Genomic DNA, 18,508 nt, shown 5'->3' with positions numbered 1-18,508 from the left:
GCTTAGCTTAAGCGATTAGTTAAGATGATGAATAATGTTTAAAATAATAAAGACCAAATAAAGTGCTATGGTCATTAAAAAGGTCAGGCGCCAAAATAATTTAAAAAAGCGGGGGTATTCAATTTCGCCATAATAGTGACCTAGGAAAATGGCCACCGCGATTCCCATGAGCATCGTCATAATTAGCCAAAACGGAAAAAAAGATTGTCCATATGTATCTTGCGAAAGTATATGTAACCCTAAGACCAATAAAATCGTGGCCAAATCAACACTTTTAAGACTATATTTTTTAAAAATAAGGAATCGCGAGACAATAAAACCAGTCGCCAAAAGCACTACTAGCGGATAAATATACCAGAAAATGCGCCACCACATCGTCTTCACCTCCATCAAAATTTTAGAACTCATCTAGTATATCATGTTTACTGTAAAATTTTTGCTAAATTAAAAAAATTTTTTGCTTGTAATTTTATCTATTTCCGTTTAAAATGTGTTCATCGTGAGGTGCAATCAATGAGTGAAAAGAAAAAAGTAACTGGCTTTCAAAAAATTACCAAAATCATGATTTGGACTATGTTAATTCTAACCGTAGCCGGCGTTGTCCTAACCGCCCTCGCCCAAATGGGTGTTTTATAATGGGTTATATTTTTTTGCGTTTAGCACTGTAGAAAATTAGGAAAATCGAAAGACGAATGGTACATTCGGCAAAAATTTTATCTATTTTCCAAAGTGCGGCTAAAAATATACCGTCAATCAAGGTTATATTTTTAGTGTTGAGCACTGTAGAAAATTAGGAAAATCAAAAAAAACAAAAAATCCTTCTGTGGATCACCGCAGAAGGATTTTTTTATGTTTCACTAAATTCAGCTTTAATTTCGATAAAACTCGTAAATGATTGTAAAAACTGAAATAATCTGGCGCGGTTTTCGAATTCTTCTCTTGTTTGCGGGAGTGGTTTTTTTCGATAATTTTCGTAAACTTGCATGATTTCTGTCAAAATTTGTTTGCCATCATTGAACTCGGCAAATTCATCAGCGGTCATTTCCAATAAATAACGAATATCTTCAATGAAAGCTTCTTCGACAAAAATCTTGTCCAGTAAAGTAATCATATCCCCCAGCACCCGCAATTGGGTTTTTCGCATCGCAAAATATTCTGTAAAGTAAACATTTTGATCAAGCCACTGATTTTCACCGTCAATTTTTGCTCTTTTTTGCGCTTCAAAAATAAATTCCAGTAAACCTTGGCAGTTAGCACGCAGCCCTGCTTGTTCCACTTGATTAAGATGTAGCGCCATTTGTCGCAGTAATTTGCGAAACATTTCTTCAATGACCAGTTGATCTTCTTTTAATTTTTTTTGCATATCCGGCATGACTAGATTAAATAGGAGGGCAAAACCTACGCCAATGATCATTAACAGAAATTCATTTAGCAAAAGTTTGGGGGCAAACGAGGCCTCGATTAGATAGTGAGTCACCAAAACTGAATTCACCACAATGCCATCTTCTAGACCAAACTTCACTGAAATGCTGATAAATAGCAACAAATAAATACCAAAAGCGATTGGATGAAAACCAAATAATTGAAAGCAGACAAAAGCAATCGCTGTTGCTAACAACAAAGAGGCGATGCGTTTAATTGCCGTCATCAATGATGTTTTCTTAGTATTGCCCACACTCAAGACCGCAATGATTCCGGCAGATGGCGCATAAAGTAATTGTAAACTATAAGCTACAATCATGGCCAGTGTGGCCGCGACTGCTGTTTTTACAGTTCTTAATCCAATTTTAATCGCAATCACTCCTTGCTGTTTAATAGGTTTTAATTTCTTGTCCAAGTTATGGCGAAAATAATCAAATCAACCAATCATTTTTCTACTTTTTATTTCATTTTGTTTGTTCATTTTCCCCTTGCACCAATAATTCTTTAGCATGCTCTAAGCTAATTGGGGTCACGGTTTGTCCGCCAATCATTTTAGCCAAGACTTCGACTCGTTTTTCAAAATCTAAAAGTCGGACTTTAGTTTCGGTTCGTCCATGCTGAATTTCTTTTTCGATTAAATATTGTTGGTCGCTAACGGCCGCGACTTGCGGCAAATGAGTAATACACAAAACTTGCGAATTTTGAGAAATATGATGGATTTTATTAGCAATCGCCGTTGCCACCCGACCGGAAACCCCGGAATCCACTTCATCAAAAACAATCGAGGTGACGCCTAAACTTTTAGCAAATAAACTTTTCAATCCTAAGAGTAAGCGAGATAACTCGCCACCAGAAGCGACTTTTACTAATGGTTTTAAATCTTCCCCGACGTTTGTTTGGATGAAAAATTCAGCGCTAGCTAAGCCTTCTTTAGTAAAATGTTCTCCCAAATCAGTAAAGCGAACTTCAAATTGTGTATGTTCCATATACAATTCTTGGAGTTCTTTTTTTAATAGTGGGCTCATTTTGACCGCGACTTGTTGGCGGGTTTGTTGTAACTTTTGCCCGGATTTTAAAACAGCGTCTTTTTTTGCTTGTAAATTTTTTTCTAGCGCCTCTACATCGACGGCGCCACCGGCTGCAGCTAACTCTTCTGAAATTTCATCCCAATATTTTAAAATGGCGGGAATATCTTCCCCGTATTTACGTTTTAGCTGAAAAATAATTTCTAAACGTTCTTCTACTTGGTTTAAACGTTCCTCGTCAAACTCCAGCGATTCAATTTCAGCATTTAAACTAGGAATTGCTTCTTGAATAGCATAAAATGCCGTATCCAAACTTTCGGAAATTTCTTGGTAAGCCGGATGAATGTCGGCGATTGTTTCCATAACGGATCTGGCAGTTCCCAGTTGGTCAGAAACACTCCAGTCACTTTCTAGTGTTTGGTATGTTTCAGCTAGCGCCGTCATAATTTTTTGGTAATTGCCTAATTGATTGCGTTCTTGAATCAAGCCTTCTTCTTCGTCGGCTACTAGTTGCGCTTGTTCAATTTCATCCGATTGAAAAGACAGCATATCAATCCGTTGGGCGAAGGCTTTTTCATTTTGCTTTTGGGCGGCGACTTTCTGGGCAAGAGATTTATATTCTTGAAATTTTTCCTGATAATCCTTTAACAGAGGGGCAATCTTTTTTTTACCGAATTCATCTAATAAAGGCAGATGCCGTTCCACTTGCAATAGCGCTTGAGTGTCGTGTTGCCCTTGGATATCTACTAAAAAAATACCCAACTGTTTCAGCTGACTAATAGTTACCAAATGACCATTCACTCGGCAAATATTTTTCCCACTCGCTAAAATTTCTCGTTGAATTACTAATTGATCATCAGGAGCGCTCAAGCCCATTTCTTCTATGGTTTGGTCAAAGTTTGCTTGATTAGGCTTAGTAAATAAACCTTCCAAAGTACATTTGGCCGCCCCTTTTCGTAAAAAATCTGCTGAGCCCCGCGCACCTAATAATAAACCCACGGCATCAATAATAATCGACTTTCCCGCACCAGTTTCACCGGTTAAAGCCGACATGCCTCCTTGAAAATTCAAACGCAATTTGGAAATAATTGCAAAATCATGAATGCTTAATTCTAATAACATGGCTTTTCCTCACTCATACTCAGACTATTCATCACAGGCGGTCAATCCATTCGTTGATTTGTTGGTCCATTTTTTCAGCGGACGCTGGATTTTCGGCAAATAATAAGACATGACTATCATCAGTCATAATAGTAAATAATTCATCAGCAAAAACTTTTTCTAACAAAGAGCCGGCTGCTACAGCGGACCCTGGTTGTAAACGCAAAGCCAACAGATTATTTTGACGATCCATTTTGATTAAACTCGTTTTCAATATTTTTTTAACTCGCGGCAAGATTTCAGTGGAGCGAGTTTGTTGCGGCAAAGCGTAAACAGAACCGTAATTTTCCGCCGGCACTTTTATCAATTGCATTTCTTTAATATCTCGAGAAATCGTCGCTTGTGTCACGGGAATTCCTTGTTCTTTCAAGGCGGCGACAAAATCTTCTTGACGTCTAATCGGGGTCGTTTCCATTAAAATTTGCAATAACTTTTGCCGTTCTTTTTTTTTCATAATTCTCGCTCCTTTCTTTAATCTTGGCGCAATGTTTGATGGGCTTTTGTGACCACTTCTTTGATTTCTTCTTTTGAAACCAGTTGCTGCACGTCTTCATTATTTTTTAAATAAAGTAAAAATTCAATATTTCCTACGCCTCCGGTAATTGGTGAAAAATCTAGGCCGGCAATGGTAAACCCAGCATCGAGAGCGTAAGAAAATGCTTTTTCTAAAACCATTTGATGAACTTTAGGATCTTTAATGACGCCATGTTTTCCTACTTGCTCTTTACCGGCTTCAAATTGTGGTTTTACGAGTGCCACCACTTCACCATTGTGTACTAGAATATTTTTCAGTGGTGGGAAAATTAACCGCAGCGAAATAAAAGAAACATCAATCGTCGCTACATCTGGCAATCCCTTAGTAAAATCTTCCGGCTTACTATAACGAAAATTCACTCGCTCCATCACTTCAACCCGCGGATCTTGGCGCAAAGACCAAGCCAATTGATTGTAACCCACGTCTAGTGCATAACTCATAGCTGCCCCACTGCGTAAAGCTACATCAGTAAAACCACCAGTGGATGATCCGATATCTAAAATAATTTTATCCGTTACATCTAAGCCGAAACTGGCCAACGCTTTTTTTAATTTTAAACCACCGCGGGAAACGTAAGGGAACTTTTCCCCTTTAATATGTAACTTGGTTTCAGCTGGAATTTTTTCACCAGGCTTGTCGAAGCGCTGATTATTTTCATTGTATAAAAGGCCAGCCATAATACCCCGCTTGGCTTTTTCCCGCGTTTCAAATAATCCTTGTTGCACTGCTAATACATCGATGCGTTCTTTCACCGGATGCCTCCTTATTTTCTATGGTACTTCTTTTTTTATTTCAGTTGGTTAAGTTTAGCTAAAATAGCCGTTGTATCAAAATCTTCTGTTTGTTGGATGTTGGCTAAAATTTCTTGTGCTGATTTAATTTCTTTGGCTAACGCCTCTTTTGCGCCGTCTAATCCTAATAATTTAGGAAAAGTACTCTTATTGAGAATTTCATCTTGATGGGGCGCTTTTCCTAATGTTTCAAAATCCCCTTCCACATCAAGTAAATCATCTTTGATTTGAAAGGCCAAACCAAAATGCGTTCCCACTTCTTCTAGTTGCTTAATGACTTTCTGGGATTGATTGGTTAAAATGCCGCCTGTCATCAGACAAAATTCAATTAACGCGCCCGTTTTTAGCCGATGAATTTCGGTCAGCTGCTCTAAGTTTAACTGTTGACCAGTGGCGTTGATATCTAAGACTTGGCCGGAAACCATCCCATTAGTGCCAGCTTTTTTTCCTAAAAGTTTTGTTAGAGCCACCACTTGGTCTGCTGGATTTTCACTTGCTGCAAGTAGCGCAAAAGCTTCTGTTAACAGTCCATCGCCTGCTAAAATCGCTACAGCTTCTCCGAACACTTTATGATTGGTGAGTTTTCCTCGGCGATAATCATCATTATCCATCGCCGGCAAGTCGTCATGAATTAAGGAATAGGTGTGAACCATTTCGACAGCAGATGCTACTTGATAAACACCAACAGAAAGTGGTCCATGAAATCCTGCCACTACATCTAAGATTAAGTTTGGACGTAATCTTTTGCCACCTGCTTGAACGGAATACAACATGGCTTTTTTTAATGTTTCCGGATAGGTGTCTTCTAAACTTTTTTCTAGAGTGTCTTTTAAATTGCCTTTTAAAGTCGCGGCTAATTGATCATTTCCTTCAACCATTCCAACCACTCCTTTTTATTTGTCTTCTGCAAATACTTCTTCGCCGTTTTCTGTCATGATTTTCGTTAAAGTTTCCTCAGCATTGGCTAAAGTTTTTTGAAGTGTTTTGGTTAAAGAAATGCCTTGTTGAAAGGCGGTTAACGCTTCTTCCAATGGCACGTCGCCACTTTCTAATTGGCGGACGATAAGTTCTAGTTGTTGTAAATTTTCTTCGAATGTCTGAGCTTTCTTTTCTTCTTTAACCATTTTTCTCCTCTTTCTGATCTTTCTGATCTGTCTTATTCGTGACTGTGGCGGTGATTTGTCCTTGATGTAAATGAATTTGAATTTCATCTCCCACCGCAACTTGCTCACTTGATTTCACAATCTCTCTATTTGTCGTTACGTAACTGAAGCCCCGCTCTAAAATATTTAACGGACTTAGTAAATTCAAAGCACTGACTGTTTTTTCAAATTGAATTTTTTTGCTAGCCAATAAATCTTGGCTTCCCCGAGTCAAATCGATACTTAGCTGATTGACTTTTTGACTAGTTAACTCTAGTCGTTGGGGTAAATCCGTTTTTTGCAAACGATCTTGGACGACTCGTGTTTCTTGTGTTTTTTTCTGGAAAATTTTCTGGAAATTATTTGACAATTGTTGCGCATTTAAATCAACTTTTAAACTCAATCCTTCATAAAGTCGTTGTGGTTGCGTTAAGACATATGACTGAGCGAATTGATTGAAAGATTGTTTTTTCTGTTGCAATATTTTTTGTAAATTTAAGACGAGGGCATTTTCAAAATCGCTAATTTTTCTAAGTTCATCCACTAAAACTGGAACAGCCAATTCAGCTGCGGCGGTTGGTGTGGCTGCTCGTTTGTCGGCAACCAAATCAGCAATTGTCGTATCTGTTTCATGACCCACTGAAGAAATAATTGGCGTTTTGGCAGCAAAAATAGCGCGAGCGACAATTTCTTCATTAAAAGGCCACAAATCTTCAATTGATCCGCCACCGCGACCCATAATAATCGTATCAAAGCCAAGAGCATCGGCTTGTTTTAAATTAGAAACGATATTTTCAGCCGCTAAACTTCCTTGCACCAATGTAGGAAACAAAACAATTTTGGCAATCGGATAACGACGCTTAACCGTGGTGATAATATCTCGAATCACAGCGCCACTTGGACTAGTGATTACAGCAATTTTTTTCGGATATTTAGGGATTGGTTTTTTCGGGGCTGTAATTAAGCCTTCTTTGGTTAATTTTTCTTGCAATTGTTTCAATGCTTGAAATAAGGCACCTACGCCATCTGGTTCCATTTTTTCGACATAAATTTGATAATTACCGCTACCTTCATAAAGTGAAATACGACCGACAACGAGAACTTTTTGTCCTTCTTCAGGTCGGAATTTTAATTTAGCAAACGCACCTTTAAACATCACCGCCGAAATCTTGGCCCCATCATCTTTTAAAGAAAAATATTGATGGGCATTGGCTCGCGGCCGAAAATTTGAAATTTCCCCGGTCAAAAAGACTTGTTGCAAATAAGGATCACGGTCAAATTTTTGTTTTAAATAACCAGTTAAAGCACTGACGGTTAAATATTCTTCATTCATGATATGCCTCGCCGAATTTTGGCAGCTTTTACCGTTTGTTGCAGCAGACTCGTAATGGTCATGGGACCAACGCCTTTTGGTACCGGCGTAATAAAACTAGCTAGCGGTTCCACTTGTTTGAAATCGACATCTCCCACAAGTTTCCCTTCCGCATTGCGATTCATTCCCACATCCACCACAACGGCGCCTTCTTTAACATAGTCGGCTGTGATAAATTGACCGCGACCAATAGCGACAATTAAAATATCAGCTAATTTTGTCATTTCGGCTAAATTTTTTGTTTTAGAATGCGTCATAATTACGGTGGCGTCATTTTGTAAAAGGAGTTGGGCCATTGGTTTTCCCACAATATTACTGCGACCAACGACTGTAGCGATTTTTCCGGCCACAGAAATGCCGTAATGATTCAGTAAAGTCATAATTCCTAGCGGTGTACTTGGCACCAGTTGATTTTTTCCCGTCAGTAATAAGCCGGCATTTTCCGGATGAAAACCGTCCACGTCTTTTGCTGGATCGACAGCAGAAATAATTTTTTCTTCATTAAGATGTGCTGGTAATGGCAGTTGGACAATTAAGCCGTCTGTTTCTGGATCTTCGTTATACCGGTTGATCAATGCCAATAATTCTGCTTCCGAAGTTTCTTTCGGCAAATTTTCCACAACAGAAATAATGCCCACTTTTTCAGCGGCTCGTTTTTTATTTCGCACATATATTTCAGAAGCTCCATCGTCGCCCACTAAAATAACGACTAGTTTTGGAGAAAATGGTAATTGTTCCACTTCTTCTTTTAATTTTATTTGTAGTTGGTCGGCTAATGCTCGCCCGTCTAAAATTTCGCCCATTTTCCAGCCCTCCTAAAGTTCTTTTTTCTTTACATATCATAGCATAGCAACGCTTTTAAAAAAAGTTTCTAACCGCTGAGTCTTGGTATGAAAAAATCATCTTCTTAGTAAAAAGAGTCAAAAAAATTGTCTCTTAGCAAAGACAAAAACTGTGACAAAAAGTTTTTCTTTTCGTCACAGTTTTTATTGCTCATGATATTTGCAATCATTTATTTTTCTAATTTAAAAAATTGTTCTACCGCCCAACGATGTGATCCGCGTTTCAATTTTTTCAGTGCCGTTTCCACATCGAACCATTCCACATGATTGAACTGTTCCAAAGGCTCGGCTACTTGTTGGAACACTTGGCTGCCATAAAAGTAGCCAGGATTATAATAATCGGTCTTTCGATGATTAGAATGAAAATATTCATCCGCCACGCCTAAATACGCGGGATTATCTACGACAAACCCTAATTCTTCTAACAGTTCTCTTTTTAGAGCAAGTGCTTGGGTCTCGCCTTTTTCAATTTCACCGCCGGGTAAAAAATAAGCCCCATTTGGCGCTTGTACTAAAATAATTTCTTTTTTTTCTTCATTATAGATGACCACATAGACCCCGATGCGGGTTTGATAGACGCTGGCCGTCTTTTCACCAAAACTTGGAATTGTCATAGACATCCCCTCTCTTTACTTTATTTTAGCGACAAAGTATCAATCTGCCAAGTATTTTATTGAATTTTTTGAAAATTTTTCCCGCCATAAGTCGATTTTATTTTGAAATAATTTTTATTCATTTTTCAGTCACTAAAAATTCTTAAAAAAACTTTAAAATCAAGCTAGGCTTAAGACAACACTTGTGATATTATTATAAAAAAAATAGCAAGTCCATTAAAGGAGACGTTAACATGCGCTTGGGTAAAGTATTCCAAAATGTTTTAACCTTGAACAAAATTGATCAATTCCAAGATTTAGAAATTAGCGGTTTAACCCAAGATACGAAGGAGGTGCAACCGGGATATATTTTTATCTGTATAGCCGGTAATCATGTTGATGGTCATACGTTGGCTCAAGCAGCTTTGGAAAAAGGTGCTGTGGCTATTATTGCTGAAAAAAAATTAGCTCCTGAATTACCTGTTATTCTCGTCCCTTCAACCAATAAGGCTTTGGCGCAATTAGCAAATAACTTTTATGGCCATCCTAGTCAAAAATTATCACTTATCGGTGTCACTGGCACGAATGGCAAAACTACGATTACCCATATTTTAAAACATATTTTTCAATCTGTCGGTGAAAAACCTGGGCTGATTGGGACGATGTACGATGCCATTGGCGACAAAATAATTTCCACCAATAATACGACCCCCGATGCTCTCACTTTACAAAAATTATTTGCGGAAATGGTTCAAGAAAATGTGCACCATGTGGCGATGGAAGTTTCGTCCCACGCTTTAACATTAGGGCGCACTTGGGGAACGGATTTTTCAGTCGCCGTTTTTACGAATTTAACACAAGATCATTTGGACTTTCACGGCACAATGGAAAATTATTTAGCGGCGAAAAGTTTATTATTTTCCCAACTCGGCAATAGTTATCATCAGAAAAAAACCGCTGTAATTAATATTGACGATCCGGCTGGCGAAAAATTATCGCAAGTCACGGGTCAAAATGTGTTAACGTACGGATTTCATCACAATGCTCTTTTACAAGCAAAAAATATCCAGACTACGCAAAAGAGTACCCATTTTGAGCTTAGTTATCTTGGGGAAAATTATTTAGTGTCGACTCAACTGATTGGTGAGTTTAATGTTTATAATACTTTAGCTGCCATTGGTGCCGCTCTTGCCTCTGGTCTTTCCTTAACGCAAATTATTGATGCGTTGCAAACATTTGCTGGTTGCAAAGGGCGATTTGAGCAACTCACCACCGCTAAACATGTGACGGCAATTATTGATTATGCCCACACACCAGATGGTTTGTTAAATGTTTTAACGGAAGCTCAAAAAATAAAAACTGGCAAACTGATTTGTGTCGTGGGTTGTGGCGGCGATCGCGATAAAACAAAACGCCCAATTATGGCTGAAATTGCCACGGCCCATAGTGATTTTACTTTTTTCACCTCGGATAATCCTCGCACTGAAGATCCCGAAGCTATTTTAGATGACATGATTTCTTCATTAACTACAAATAATTTTAGCCGAATAACCGATCGGAAATTAGCTATCCAAGCGGCCCTTGATCTAGCTCAGCCAAATGATTTTGTTTTAATTGCCGGTAAGGGCCATGAAAATTATCAAATCATCGGTGAAGTGAAACATCATTTTGACGATCGTGAAATCGTTGAAGAATATAGTTTGGTTGGTGTCTAATGAAAAAAATTGTTCAATATAAAGATTCCCTTTTCTTATTAGCTGGCTTAATTTTAGGAGGCGGGGCTGGATTGATTTGGGGAGAAAAAACGGCCATTGTCAAACCTGTGGGCACTATTTTTTTAAATTTAATGTATATGATTTTAGTGCCGCTAGTTTTTTTCTCCATCTCAGCGGCGATTGGTCAAATGACTTCTAAGACGCGGCTTGGAAAAATTTTGGCCGCTACTTTTGGGACTTTTCTTTTCACTTCCTTGATTGCGGCGGTGATTGGCTTTTTAGGAGTCGCGTTGGTTCACCCAATCGATGCTGCAGATTCCGGTAAAATTTTAGCATTAATGGGCAGCGCCGATACTTCCGAAGCCCTCCCTATAACTGAGCGCATTGTCAATTTGTTAACTGTTGACGATTTCTCAAAGTTACTTTCCAAAAGTAATATGTTGCCGTTAATTATTTTTTCTTTGCTGATTGGTTTAGCCACTTCTGCTAAAGGAAAATCTGCCAAAGCCTTCCAACAATTTCTCGTGGCAGGAAATGCAGTTGTGATGCAAGTGGTTACTTACGTCATGTATTTAGCGCCCATCGGCTTAGGATGTTATTTTGCTGTGATCATCGGCGAGTTGGGGGCGCAAATTATTAATGGTTATTTCCGCGTCTTTGTCTTGTACTTAGTCGTTACGGTTATTTATTTTTTTGGGGTCTTAAGTTTCTACGCCTTTTTAGCTAGCGGAAAAGTTGGACTGCAGCGCTTTTGGAAAAATATTCCGGTGCCGGCTGCGACAGCGATGGCTACTTGTTCTTCAGCAGCCAGTATTCCAGCCAACTTAGAATACACGCAAAAAATCGGTGTCAGTCGCGATATTGTGGACACCGTTATTCCACTAGGGGCTAACGTTCATAAAGACGGTTCCGTTGTTGGTGGGATTTTTAAAATCGCTTTTCTTTTCTTATTATTCGGCCGCGACATTACTACTCCAATCAATATTCTAGCTATTATTTTTGGTGGTTTTTTTGTTGGCGCCATTATGGGAGCCATTCCCGGTGGTGGTCTGGTGGCTGAGACTTTAATCGTTTCTCTTTTTGGTTTTCCAACCGAAGCCATTCCGTTAGTGATTATTATTTCAACGATTATTGATATTCCAGCAACGCTGCTGAACTCCACTAGTAATATCGCCAGTGCCATGCTCGTCCATCGCCTAGTAGATAAAAAACAGAAACTCTAATTTCATAAAAAAAGTCGCCGACAAATTTTTTGTCAGCGACTTTTTATTATTCACTAAGTAATTTTTCTAGTAGCAAAGGATCAAAGGTGCCCGCTTTAAGCATGGCGATTTCTAAACCATACGGCGGCTTTTGCGTTTTTTTATCTACACCCACATACGGTGTTTCTAAAATTTTCGGTAACGCTGCTAAAAGCGGATGATGCACGATTTTATTTATTGCTTCAAAACCAATTTCCCCAAAACCAATATTGGCGTGGCGATCTTTATGTGACCCCCGCAAATTTTTGGAATCATTGACATGAACAACTTTCAAATAAGAAAGACCAATCACCTGATCAAATTCTGCTAACACATCGTCAAAATGATCTTTGACATCATATCCAGCATCATGCAAATGACACGTATCAATAGTTACTGAAATTTTTTCTTTCAATTCTACTTGATTAATAATCGCCGCCAACTCTGCAAATGTGCGCCCAATTTCAGTTCCTTTTCCAGCCATCGTTTCTAGAGCAATTTGCGGAATTTGTTCTAGCGTTAAAACTTCATTTAAGCCGCGGGCAATTTGGGCAATGGCCGCCTCTGGTCCAGCACCTACATGAGCTCCCGGATGCAAAGTAATTTGCGTAGCCCCTAAAGCTTGTGCTCGCATAATTTCTTCTTTGAGAAATTGCACGCCAAACGCATAATTTTCCGGCTTAAACGTATTGCCGAGATTTATAATATAAGGCGCGTGAACCACCAGATGACTGATGTCGTGCTCTTCCATAAATTTTAGACCCGCCGGAATATTCATTTGATCAACTGCTTTGCGGCGCGTATTTTGCGGTGCGCCGGTGTAAATCATCATGGTCGTTTCGCCAAATTGAGCCGCCATTTCTGCTGATCCTAATAACATTTTAGTGCCACTCATGGAAACGTGGGAGCCGAGCAATAATTTTTCCATTTTTTCCTCCAAGTTTTCTTTCTTCTTATAAGTATCTTATCAAAATCTTTGGAAAAAAACCTAAAATTCCGCCTCAAATTTTACATTTTGCTAAATTTTCTGTTACAAAGCCGAGGCAACGGGCGAATTCACTATCGAAAATGCTTTCTATTTGCTATAATCAAGCGACTATGTAAATTTGTAAAAACGAGGTGAACATATTTGCCGCAAGGATTTCAAGATTTCTTAAAGGCCACAAAAACTTTTTTCAAAAAAAATAGACAACAAGTTAAGACTTTTATTTTTGGTCTCAATGTCACTCTAGGCGTGGTTAAAAGATTAGCGCTATTCTTAGTTATCTTCCTATTATTAGGCGGATCATTGGCCCTAGGTGTTGGGACTGGATATTTTGCTTCTTTAGTTGCCGATACAACACCACCGACAAAAGAAGAATTGCAAAAAGAACTCAGCGATTACGAAGAAGTTTCGCAAATTACTTATGCTGGCGGTGAAAATTTAGCTACCATTAGTTCTGATTTGATTCGGACTTTTGTACCGTCTGAAGAAATTTCACCCTATTTAAAACAAGCCATTATCGCCACCGAAGATGAAAATTTTGAAGATCATCCTGGCGTTGTTCCAAAAGCTTTAGCACGGGCAGTTATTTCTGATTTAACCGGTTTGGGCGGTTCTTCAGGTGGATCGACCTTGACCCAACAATTAGTAAAGCAACAAATTTTAACTTCAGAAACAACTTTCAAACGCAAAGCCAATGAAATTTTGCTGGCCTTACGAGTGGATAAATATTTTTCAAAAGACGAAATTATTACTTCTTATTTAAATATCTCCCCTTTTGGTCGTAATAATAAAGGCCAAAATATCGCCGGTGTCGAAGAAGCCGCTGAAGGAATTTTTGGTGTAAAAGCCGCTGAACTTACGCTGCCACAAGCGGCCTTTATCGCCGGTCTGCCGCAAAGTCCCATTGTTTACTCTCCTTATTTAAATAATGGTGCACTAAGAGAAGATCAAAGCGCTGGTCTAGGTCGAAAAGATATTGTTTTATTTTCCATGTTAAGAGAAAAAATTATTACCCAAGCCGAATACGACGAGGCCAAAGCGGTAGATTTAACTAGTCAATTTTTGCCAACCGCTCATGCCACCGAAACCCAGCGCGGATTTTTATATTTCACCGTTCAAAAACAAGTGCTAGAAATTTTAATGGCTCAAAATTATACTAAAGATAAATTAACCCAACAACAAGTCATCGACGACGAGGCTTTGTACAATCAATATTACGAACAAGCCCAACGCCAATTATCTAAAGAAGGCTACACGGTGCAAACGACCGTTGATGCTTCGATTCAACAAACTTTAGATACCGCCGTTAGTGATTACGGTTATATTTTAGATGACGGTCGCGGCGCCTACGTGGAAAACGGCGGCGTCTTAATGGATAATCATACGGGACGAATTTATGGCTTTATTGGCGGACGAGACTTTGCTACGAGTCAAAATAATCACGCCTTTGATACAAAACGCGCGCCAGGTTCTACTATTAAACCTGTTTTAGCATATGGTCCTGCCGTTGATATTGGTTTAATCGGCACGCAAACGATGCTGTCTAATTTTCAAACTTTTTATAAAGAAGAACCGGAAACAGAAATTTGGAATGCCGGTGTTCCTCCTGACAATACGTTCCGTTCTAGCCTGGATGCTTTAACGAAATCATTGAACATTCCTACGTATCACTTGTACCAAGAAGTTTTGCAAAATACTGATCCTGGCGAATATATGAAAAAAATGGAATACGATGTGCCTGAGTCAGAATATTATTTAGAATCGTCGGCTTTTGGTCAAATGGATATGACGGTTTACGATCAGACAAAAGGTTACGCCACTTTAGCCAATGGCGGCGTGTATAATCGCGGCTATTTGATTGAAAAAATTACTACGAATGACGGCGAAGTAATTTATCAACACGAAGCAGCTCCGGTTGAAGTTTATTCTAAAGCTGCGGCATCTATTTTAAATGAAATGATGAAAAACGTGGTGAAAAATGGAACCGGACGTACTGCTTATTGGACTTTAGGCGAAGTGAATTCTACTTTAGCGAACGCTGATTGGGCCGGAAAAACCGGAACAACAACAGACAATAAAGATTTTTGGTTTATCGCGTCGACTCCGGGGATTACTTTTAGTTCATGGGCCGGTTATGACGATGGTACTTCCATGGCTTCAGGTACAGCGACTAGTAATCAAAAATATTGGGCGTATGTCATCAATCGCGTTTATCAAACCAATGCGACCATTTTTGAAGCTGATACTAAATTCACTTTAGACCCGTCTGTTAAACAAGTTCCTGTCTCTAATGTCACCGGAACTAAAATCGCTAATTTTTCTTATGAAGGAAAAACTTATGTTACACCGGGAACTCCGGTAAATAGTTTATATGCCACCGGCGATGCGCCGGCAACTTCATATGAATTTGCGATTGGCGGGACGAAAGAAAATTACGCTGTCGCTTGGAAAGATAAATTAAAACTTTACCAAGTAGAAATTCCGAAAGTACCAACAATTCCTTCCAGCAGCTCTAGCCCTTCCACAAGTTCTGATGCTGCCAAAGAAGAGACAACCCCCTCAGTTGAAAATCCAGCAGCAGAAACACCAGCTGCTGAAGTAACCCAACCATAATAAAAAAAATCCTGTGTCCAAAAAATGGGCACAGGATTTTTTGTTTCTATTAATTTCATTTATCTTGTTTATTATTTCATCAAATCCAGCGGCGTTAATTGATTCATCCCAATCATGGGATCAATGGACCAGAGATTTTCTAAAATAAGCTTTACCTTTTTCTAATCTACAAAAACTAAATTCTTGCAACATGATAGGCGTCATTAATTTCTTTTATTTTATCTAAACTACATTTGGGTTTTCGATCATAAGTTAAAATACCATTGATTTCTTGCTCTACATCTGTAAGCTGGGTATAGCAGAATCCCCAAAGTCCCTTTGATGAATAAACGGCATCCATTATCCGTTGATACTCTGAAATAAATTCCACAGAGGAGCTTACCGATGTATAACCCCAACCTTTTTGATTGCCAACCTCAAATCCAATTCCTCCGAATTCTGTCAACATCATTGGTTCGCCATGATTTTCAAATCCATTAGCGTAAATATCCCAAGAGGTTGAAGGAAATCTTAATATATTTTCTCTGGAATTAAGGCTTTCTTTGAAAAACTCATATTTTTTTGTCTCATTTAAGTTTCCGTGACTATAATTATGAATAGCACAAATATCTGTTTCAGTCATACTCCAACCGTCATTTGAAACTACTAATCTAGTTGGATCTAATGAATGAATATAATGATACATGGTCTGTGAGAAATGTTGTTGCTCGCGATTACGTTGAATATTGGGGATTCCCCAACTTTCATTTAGTGGAACCCAAGTAACAATACATGGGTGATTGTAGTCCCGTTCAACTATCTCTTTCCATTCATTGATAAGATGATTAACGGCATCAGTATTAAATATAGGTGCAGATGCACACTCTTCCCACACCAGATATCCTAAGTGATCCGCCCAATATAAAAATCGGGGATCTTCAGTTTTTTGATGTTTACGACATCCGTTAAAACCCATGTCCTTTGCCAACTCTATATCTTTTTTGAATGCATCATCATCAGGCGCTGTTAAAAGACTTTCTGGCCAGTATCCTTGATCTAACACTAGCTTTTGATAATATGGACGATTATTTAAATAAGTCATTCCCTGTTCTTGATGAATTTTCCTAAAACCAAAATAGCTTTTAATTATATCAAATGGAATTTCTTCTTCATTTGTTACTGTCAAAACAATGTCAAATAGATTCGGATTTTCTGGCGTCCATGACCAACCGTCACCATGGAAATTTGTTTGAAAAATTTTTTCTCCTAGAACATCAACTTGTAACTTTACTTTTCTACCATCAAAATTACAACTCCCGTCACAAATAGTTTTTTCTTTAAAAAATATTTGATAATTCAACCTAGAATTTTTACAATTTTTATTTAACTCAACGATTATTTCAACTTTATTCTCGTCAAAAAGTGGCGTTACTTTTAATTTTGTAATGTAAGAGTTTGGAACTTCTTCCATCCAAACCGTCTGCCAGATTCCAGTTGTGTTTGTGTACCAAATTCCTTTACTTTTTTGTTCCCATATTTGTTTTCCACGTAGAATACTTTCGTCCAATTGAGGATCACAGACTCTGACTATCAATGTATTTTGACCCTCTACAAATAGGGAATCAGTGACATCTACTGAAAATGAAGTATTACCACCTTCATGATGCATAACTAGTTGCCCATTCATATATATATCAGAATAATAATCAACGGCTCCAAAGTGTAAAATATATCTGTTATTGCCTTTCTTTATTAAATTGATGTGTTTTCGATACCATACGATATCATGCTGATCTGTAACTCCAATTCCACTTTTCTCCGTCTGGTAAGCAAAAGGCACTAAAATTTTTTGATTAAATTCTTCTCCAGAAAAATAAATTTTTTCCTTCACTCCTCGATTCTCATCATCAAAGAAAAAATCCCACTCTCCATTTAAATTTTGCCAATTATCCCGAACTAGCTGTGGTCTGGGATACTCATTTCTTATATTCACTTCAAAAATTCCTCCTTTTACTGCATACTTAAAAAACCCACCTAATTATCTATACATTTAGCGTGGGCTAAATCAAGATACATCTTTAAATTTCAGAGACTAGCTCCCATTTATTAGTGGCATTGCTTTGATATATCCTAGTTAAAAGTTCAAGTGCATTTTTTGCATCTGCATGAGCCAATAAAGGAATCAGAGGATCCTCAATTCCCTTTAGCTGATTAACAAAAGCGCGATAGAAGCGTTGATGCCCATCACCCCAAACATCTTTTTTGCCTTCCTCCTGTGAGTTTCCGCTACTTTTGATTAGATTTCCATCAATACGTAAATCATTCATTGTTAATTCCACTAAGCCTTCTTCAAAGTCAAATGTCATCAACGGGGTGGGATCTGAAGAATAATCGTTAGAAGCAAAAATGACAACTGGCACTCCGTCTGCCATTTGTGCAGTCGCCATCGCTGCATCTTCCACCTCTATAACATCTTCCAGAAGCGATGTCATGATTTTCCCCTTCACTCTCGTTGGTTGTTCGATTAGCCAAGAAATAGCATCTAACGTATGGATGGCTTGGTTAATTAAAACTCCCCCACCTTCTTTTTCCCAACTCCCCTTCCATTTAGCTGATTGATAATATTCTTTATTTCGTTTCCATGTCAATTCGCATTTTAATCCTTTTAGGTGCCCTAGTTGCTCACCGTCAATTAGGTGTTTAAGTTCAATAAAAGATGGGTTGAAACGATTTTGAAAACAAACTGCATATAGACAATCAGAATCCGCTGTTGCTTTTATGATTTCATTTGCTTCTTCAATAGTAACTGCCATAGGTTTTTCACAAATAACGTGTTTTTCAGCTTGTAAAGCTGCAAGCACCATTTCTTTATGGAGAAAATGAGGTGTTGCGATAGTAACAATATCTACATCACTTGCTAATAATTCTTGGTAATCATAATAATATTGACATTGATTTCTTGAAGCAAAAATCAGACCTTTTTCAATATTAATATCGCAACACGCAGTGATCTTAGCACCTTCGATTTTTTGAATTGCGGCCGCATGTATTCCTGAAATTGATCCACAACCGATAATACCAAATTTAATCAT

At 38.3% G+C, this 18,508-nt stretch carries 17 protein-coding genes; 4 read left to right on the top strand and 13 right to left on the bottom strand.

Translation table 11 applies throughout. From position 1 onward, the window contains the following. Nucleotides 1-15 precede the first annotated feature (15 nt). Nucleotides 16-375, bottom strand: coding sequence for a DUF3397 domain-containing protein (locus BQ5341_RS04435; RefSeq protein ID WP_083378591.1), 360 nt, complete (start codon nucleotides 373-375; stop codon nucleotides 16-18). A gap of 138 nt (nucleotides 376-513) precedes the next feature. Between BQ5341_RS04435 and BQ5341_RS04430 the strand changes: the two genes are divergently transcribed. Then, nucleotides 514-636, top strand: coding sequence for a DUF4044 domain-containing protein (locus BQ5341_RS04430; protein ID WP_071130818.1), 123 nt, complete (start codon nucleotides 514-516; stop codon nucleotides 634-636). 211 nt (nucleotides 637-847) lie between these two features. On the opposite strand, the gene BQ5341_RS04425 is transcribed toward BQ5341_RS04430, so the two are convergent. The 9 genes from BQ5341_RS04425 to BQ5341_RS04385 form a co-directional block, all read right to left on the bottom strand. Next, on the bottom strand, nucleotides 848-1,792 hold the full coding sequence (locus BQ5341_RS04425) for an aromatic acid exporter family protein (protein WP_071130871.1): 945 nt from the start codon (nucleotides 1,790-1,792) through the stop codon (nucleotides 848-850). A gap of 94 nt (nucleotides 1,793-1,886) precedes the next feature. After that, nucleotides 1,887-3,569 carry a DNA repair protein RecN gene (gene recN, locus BQ5341_RS04420; protein WP_071130817.1) on the bottom strand — a complete coding sequence of 561 codons (1,683 nt, stop codon included), beginning with the start codon at nucleotides 3,567-3,569 and terminating at the stop codon, nucleotides 1,887-1,889. Between the two features lie 31 nt (nucleotides 3,570-3,600). Further along, entirely contained in the window at nucleotides 3,601-4,062 is a 462-nt protein-coding gene (locus tag BQ5341_RS04415) for an arginine repressor (protein ID WP_071130816.1), read from the bottom strand. A gap of 17 nt (nucleotides 4,063-4,079) precedes the next feature. Beyond that, nucleotides 4,080-4,895 (bottom strand): TlyA family RNA methyltransferase, encoded by an 816-nt coding sequence (locus BQ5341_RS04410; protein WP_071130815.1) that lies wholly within the window; start codon nucleotides 4,893-4,895, stop codon nucleotides 4,080-4,082. A 35-nt stretch (nucleotides 4,896-4,930) separates the two neighbouring features. Then, entirely contained in the window at nucleotides 4,931-5,812 is an 882-nt protein-coding gene (locus BQ5341_RS04405; RefSeq protein ID WP_071130814.1) for a polyprenyl synthetase family protein, read from the bottom strand. Nucleotides 5,813-5,827: 15 nt separating this feature from the next. Continuing rightward, nucleotides 5,828-6,058 (bottom strand): exodeoxyribonuclease VII small subunit, encoded by a 231-nt coding sequence (locus BQ5341_RS04400; protein WP_071130813.1) that lies wholly within the window; start codon nucleotides 6,056-6,058, stop codon nucleotides 5,828-5,830. Next, nucleotides 6,051-7,409: an exodeoxyribonuclease VII large subunit gene (gene xseA / locus BQ5341_RS04395; protein WP_071130812.1), complete on the bottom strand. Its 1,359-nt coding sequence runs from the start codon at nucleotides 7,407-7,409 to the stop codon at nucleotides 6,051-6,053. Before xseA ends, BQ5341_RS04400 begins: the two co-directional genes overlap by 8 nt. Then, entirely contained in the window at nucleotides 7,406-8,251 is an 846-nt protein-coding gene (locus tag BQ5341_RS04390; protein WP_071130811.1) for a bifunctional 5,10-methylenetetrahydrofolate dehydrogenase/5,10-methenyltetrahydrofolate cyclohydrolase, read from the bottom strand. Before BQ5341_RS04390 ends, xseA begins: the two co-directional genes overlap by 4 nt. Nucleotides 8,252-8,460: 209 nt before the next feature. Next, nucleotides 8,461-8,904 (bottom strand): NUDIX hydrolase, encoded by a 444-nt coding sequence (locus BQ5341_RS04385; RefSeq protein WP_071130810.1) that lies wholly within the window; start codon nucleotides 8,902-8,904, stop codon nucleotides 8,461-8,463. Between the two features lie 233 nt (nucleotides 8,905-9,137). On the opposite strand from BQ5341_RS04385, the gene BQ5341_RS04380 reads away from it, so the two are divergent. Both BQ5341_RS04380 and BQ5341_RS04375 read left to right on the top strand, forming a co-directional pair. Continuing rightward, nucleotides 9,138-10,598, top strand: coding sequence for a UDP-N-acetylmuramoyl-L-alanyl-D-glutamate--2,6-diaminopimelate ligase (locus BQ5341_RS04380; protein ID WP_071130809.1), 1,461 nt, complete (start codon nucleotides 9,138-9,140; stop codon nucleotides 10,596-10,598). Then, on the top strand, nucleotides 10,598-11,821 hold the full coding sequence (locus BQ5341_RS04375; RefSeq protein ID WP_071130808.1) for a dicarboxylate/amino acid:cation symporter: 1,224 nt from the start codon (nucleotides 10,598-10,600) through the stop codon (nucleotides 11,819-11,821). The genes BQ5341_RS04380 and BQ5341_RS04375 overlap by 1 nt, the downstream gene beginning before the upstream one ends. 46 nt (nucleotides 11,822-11,867) lie before the next feature. Here BQ5341_RS04375 and BQ5341_RS04370 read toward each other — a convergent pair whose 3' ends face one another. Next, nucleotides 11,868-12,767, bottom strand: coding sequence for a deoxyribonuclease IV (locus BQ5341_RS04370; RefSeq protein ID WP_083378590.1), 900 nt, complete (start codon nucleotides 12,765-12,767; stop codon nucleotides 11,868-11,870). 201 nt (nucleotides 12,768-12,968) lie between these two features. On the opposite strand from BQ5341_RS04370, the gene BQ5341_RS04365 reads away from it, so the two are divergent. Then, nucleotides 12,969-15,437 carry a transglycosylase domain-containing protein gene (locus BQ5341_RS04365; RefSeq protein WP_071130807.1) on the top strand — a complete coding sequence of 823 codons (2,469 nt, stop codon included), beginning with the start codon at nucleotides 12,969-12,971 and terminating at the stop codon, nucleotides 15,435-15,437. Between the two features lie 175 nt (nucleotides 15,438-15,612). Here the strand turns inward: BQ5341_RS04365 and BQ5341_RS04360 are convergent, their stop codons facing one another. Then, complete coding sequence (locus BQ5341_RS04360) at nucleotides 15,613-17,409, bottom strand: glycoside hydrolase family 2 protein (RefSeq protein ID WP_071130806.1); 1,797 nt, start codon at nucleotides 17,407-17,409, stop codon at nucleotides 15,613-15,615. A gap of 85 nt (nucleotides 17,410-17,494) precedes the next feature. Beyond that, nucleotides 17,495-18,508: a Gfo/Idh/MocA family protein gene (locus tag BQ5341_RS04355; protein ID WP_071130805.1), complete on the bottom strand. Its 1,014-nt coding sequence runs from the start codon at nucleotides 18,506-18,508 to the stop codon at nucleotides 17,495-17,497.

Origin of the sequence: Enterococcus timonensis (assembly GCF_900104595.1) — a bacterium.
GTDB lineage: Bacteria > Bacillota > Bacilli > Lactobacillales > Enterococcaceae > Enterococcus_J > Enterococcus_J timonensis.
Note: the sequence above shows the minus strand (reverse complement) of the source record. Positions and strands in the feature narration are given on the sequence as shown.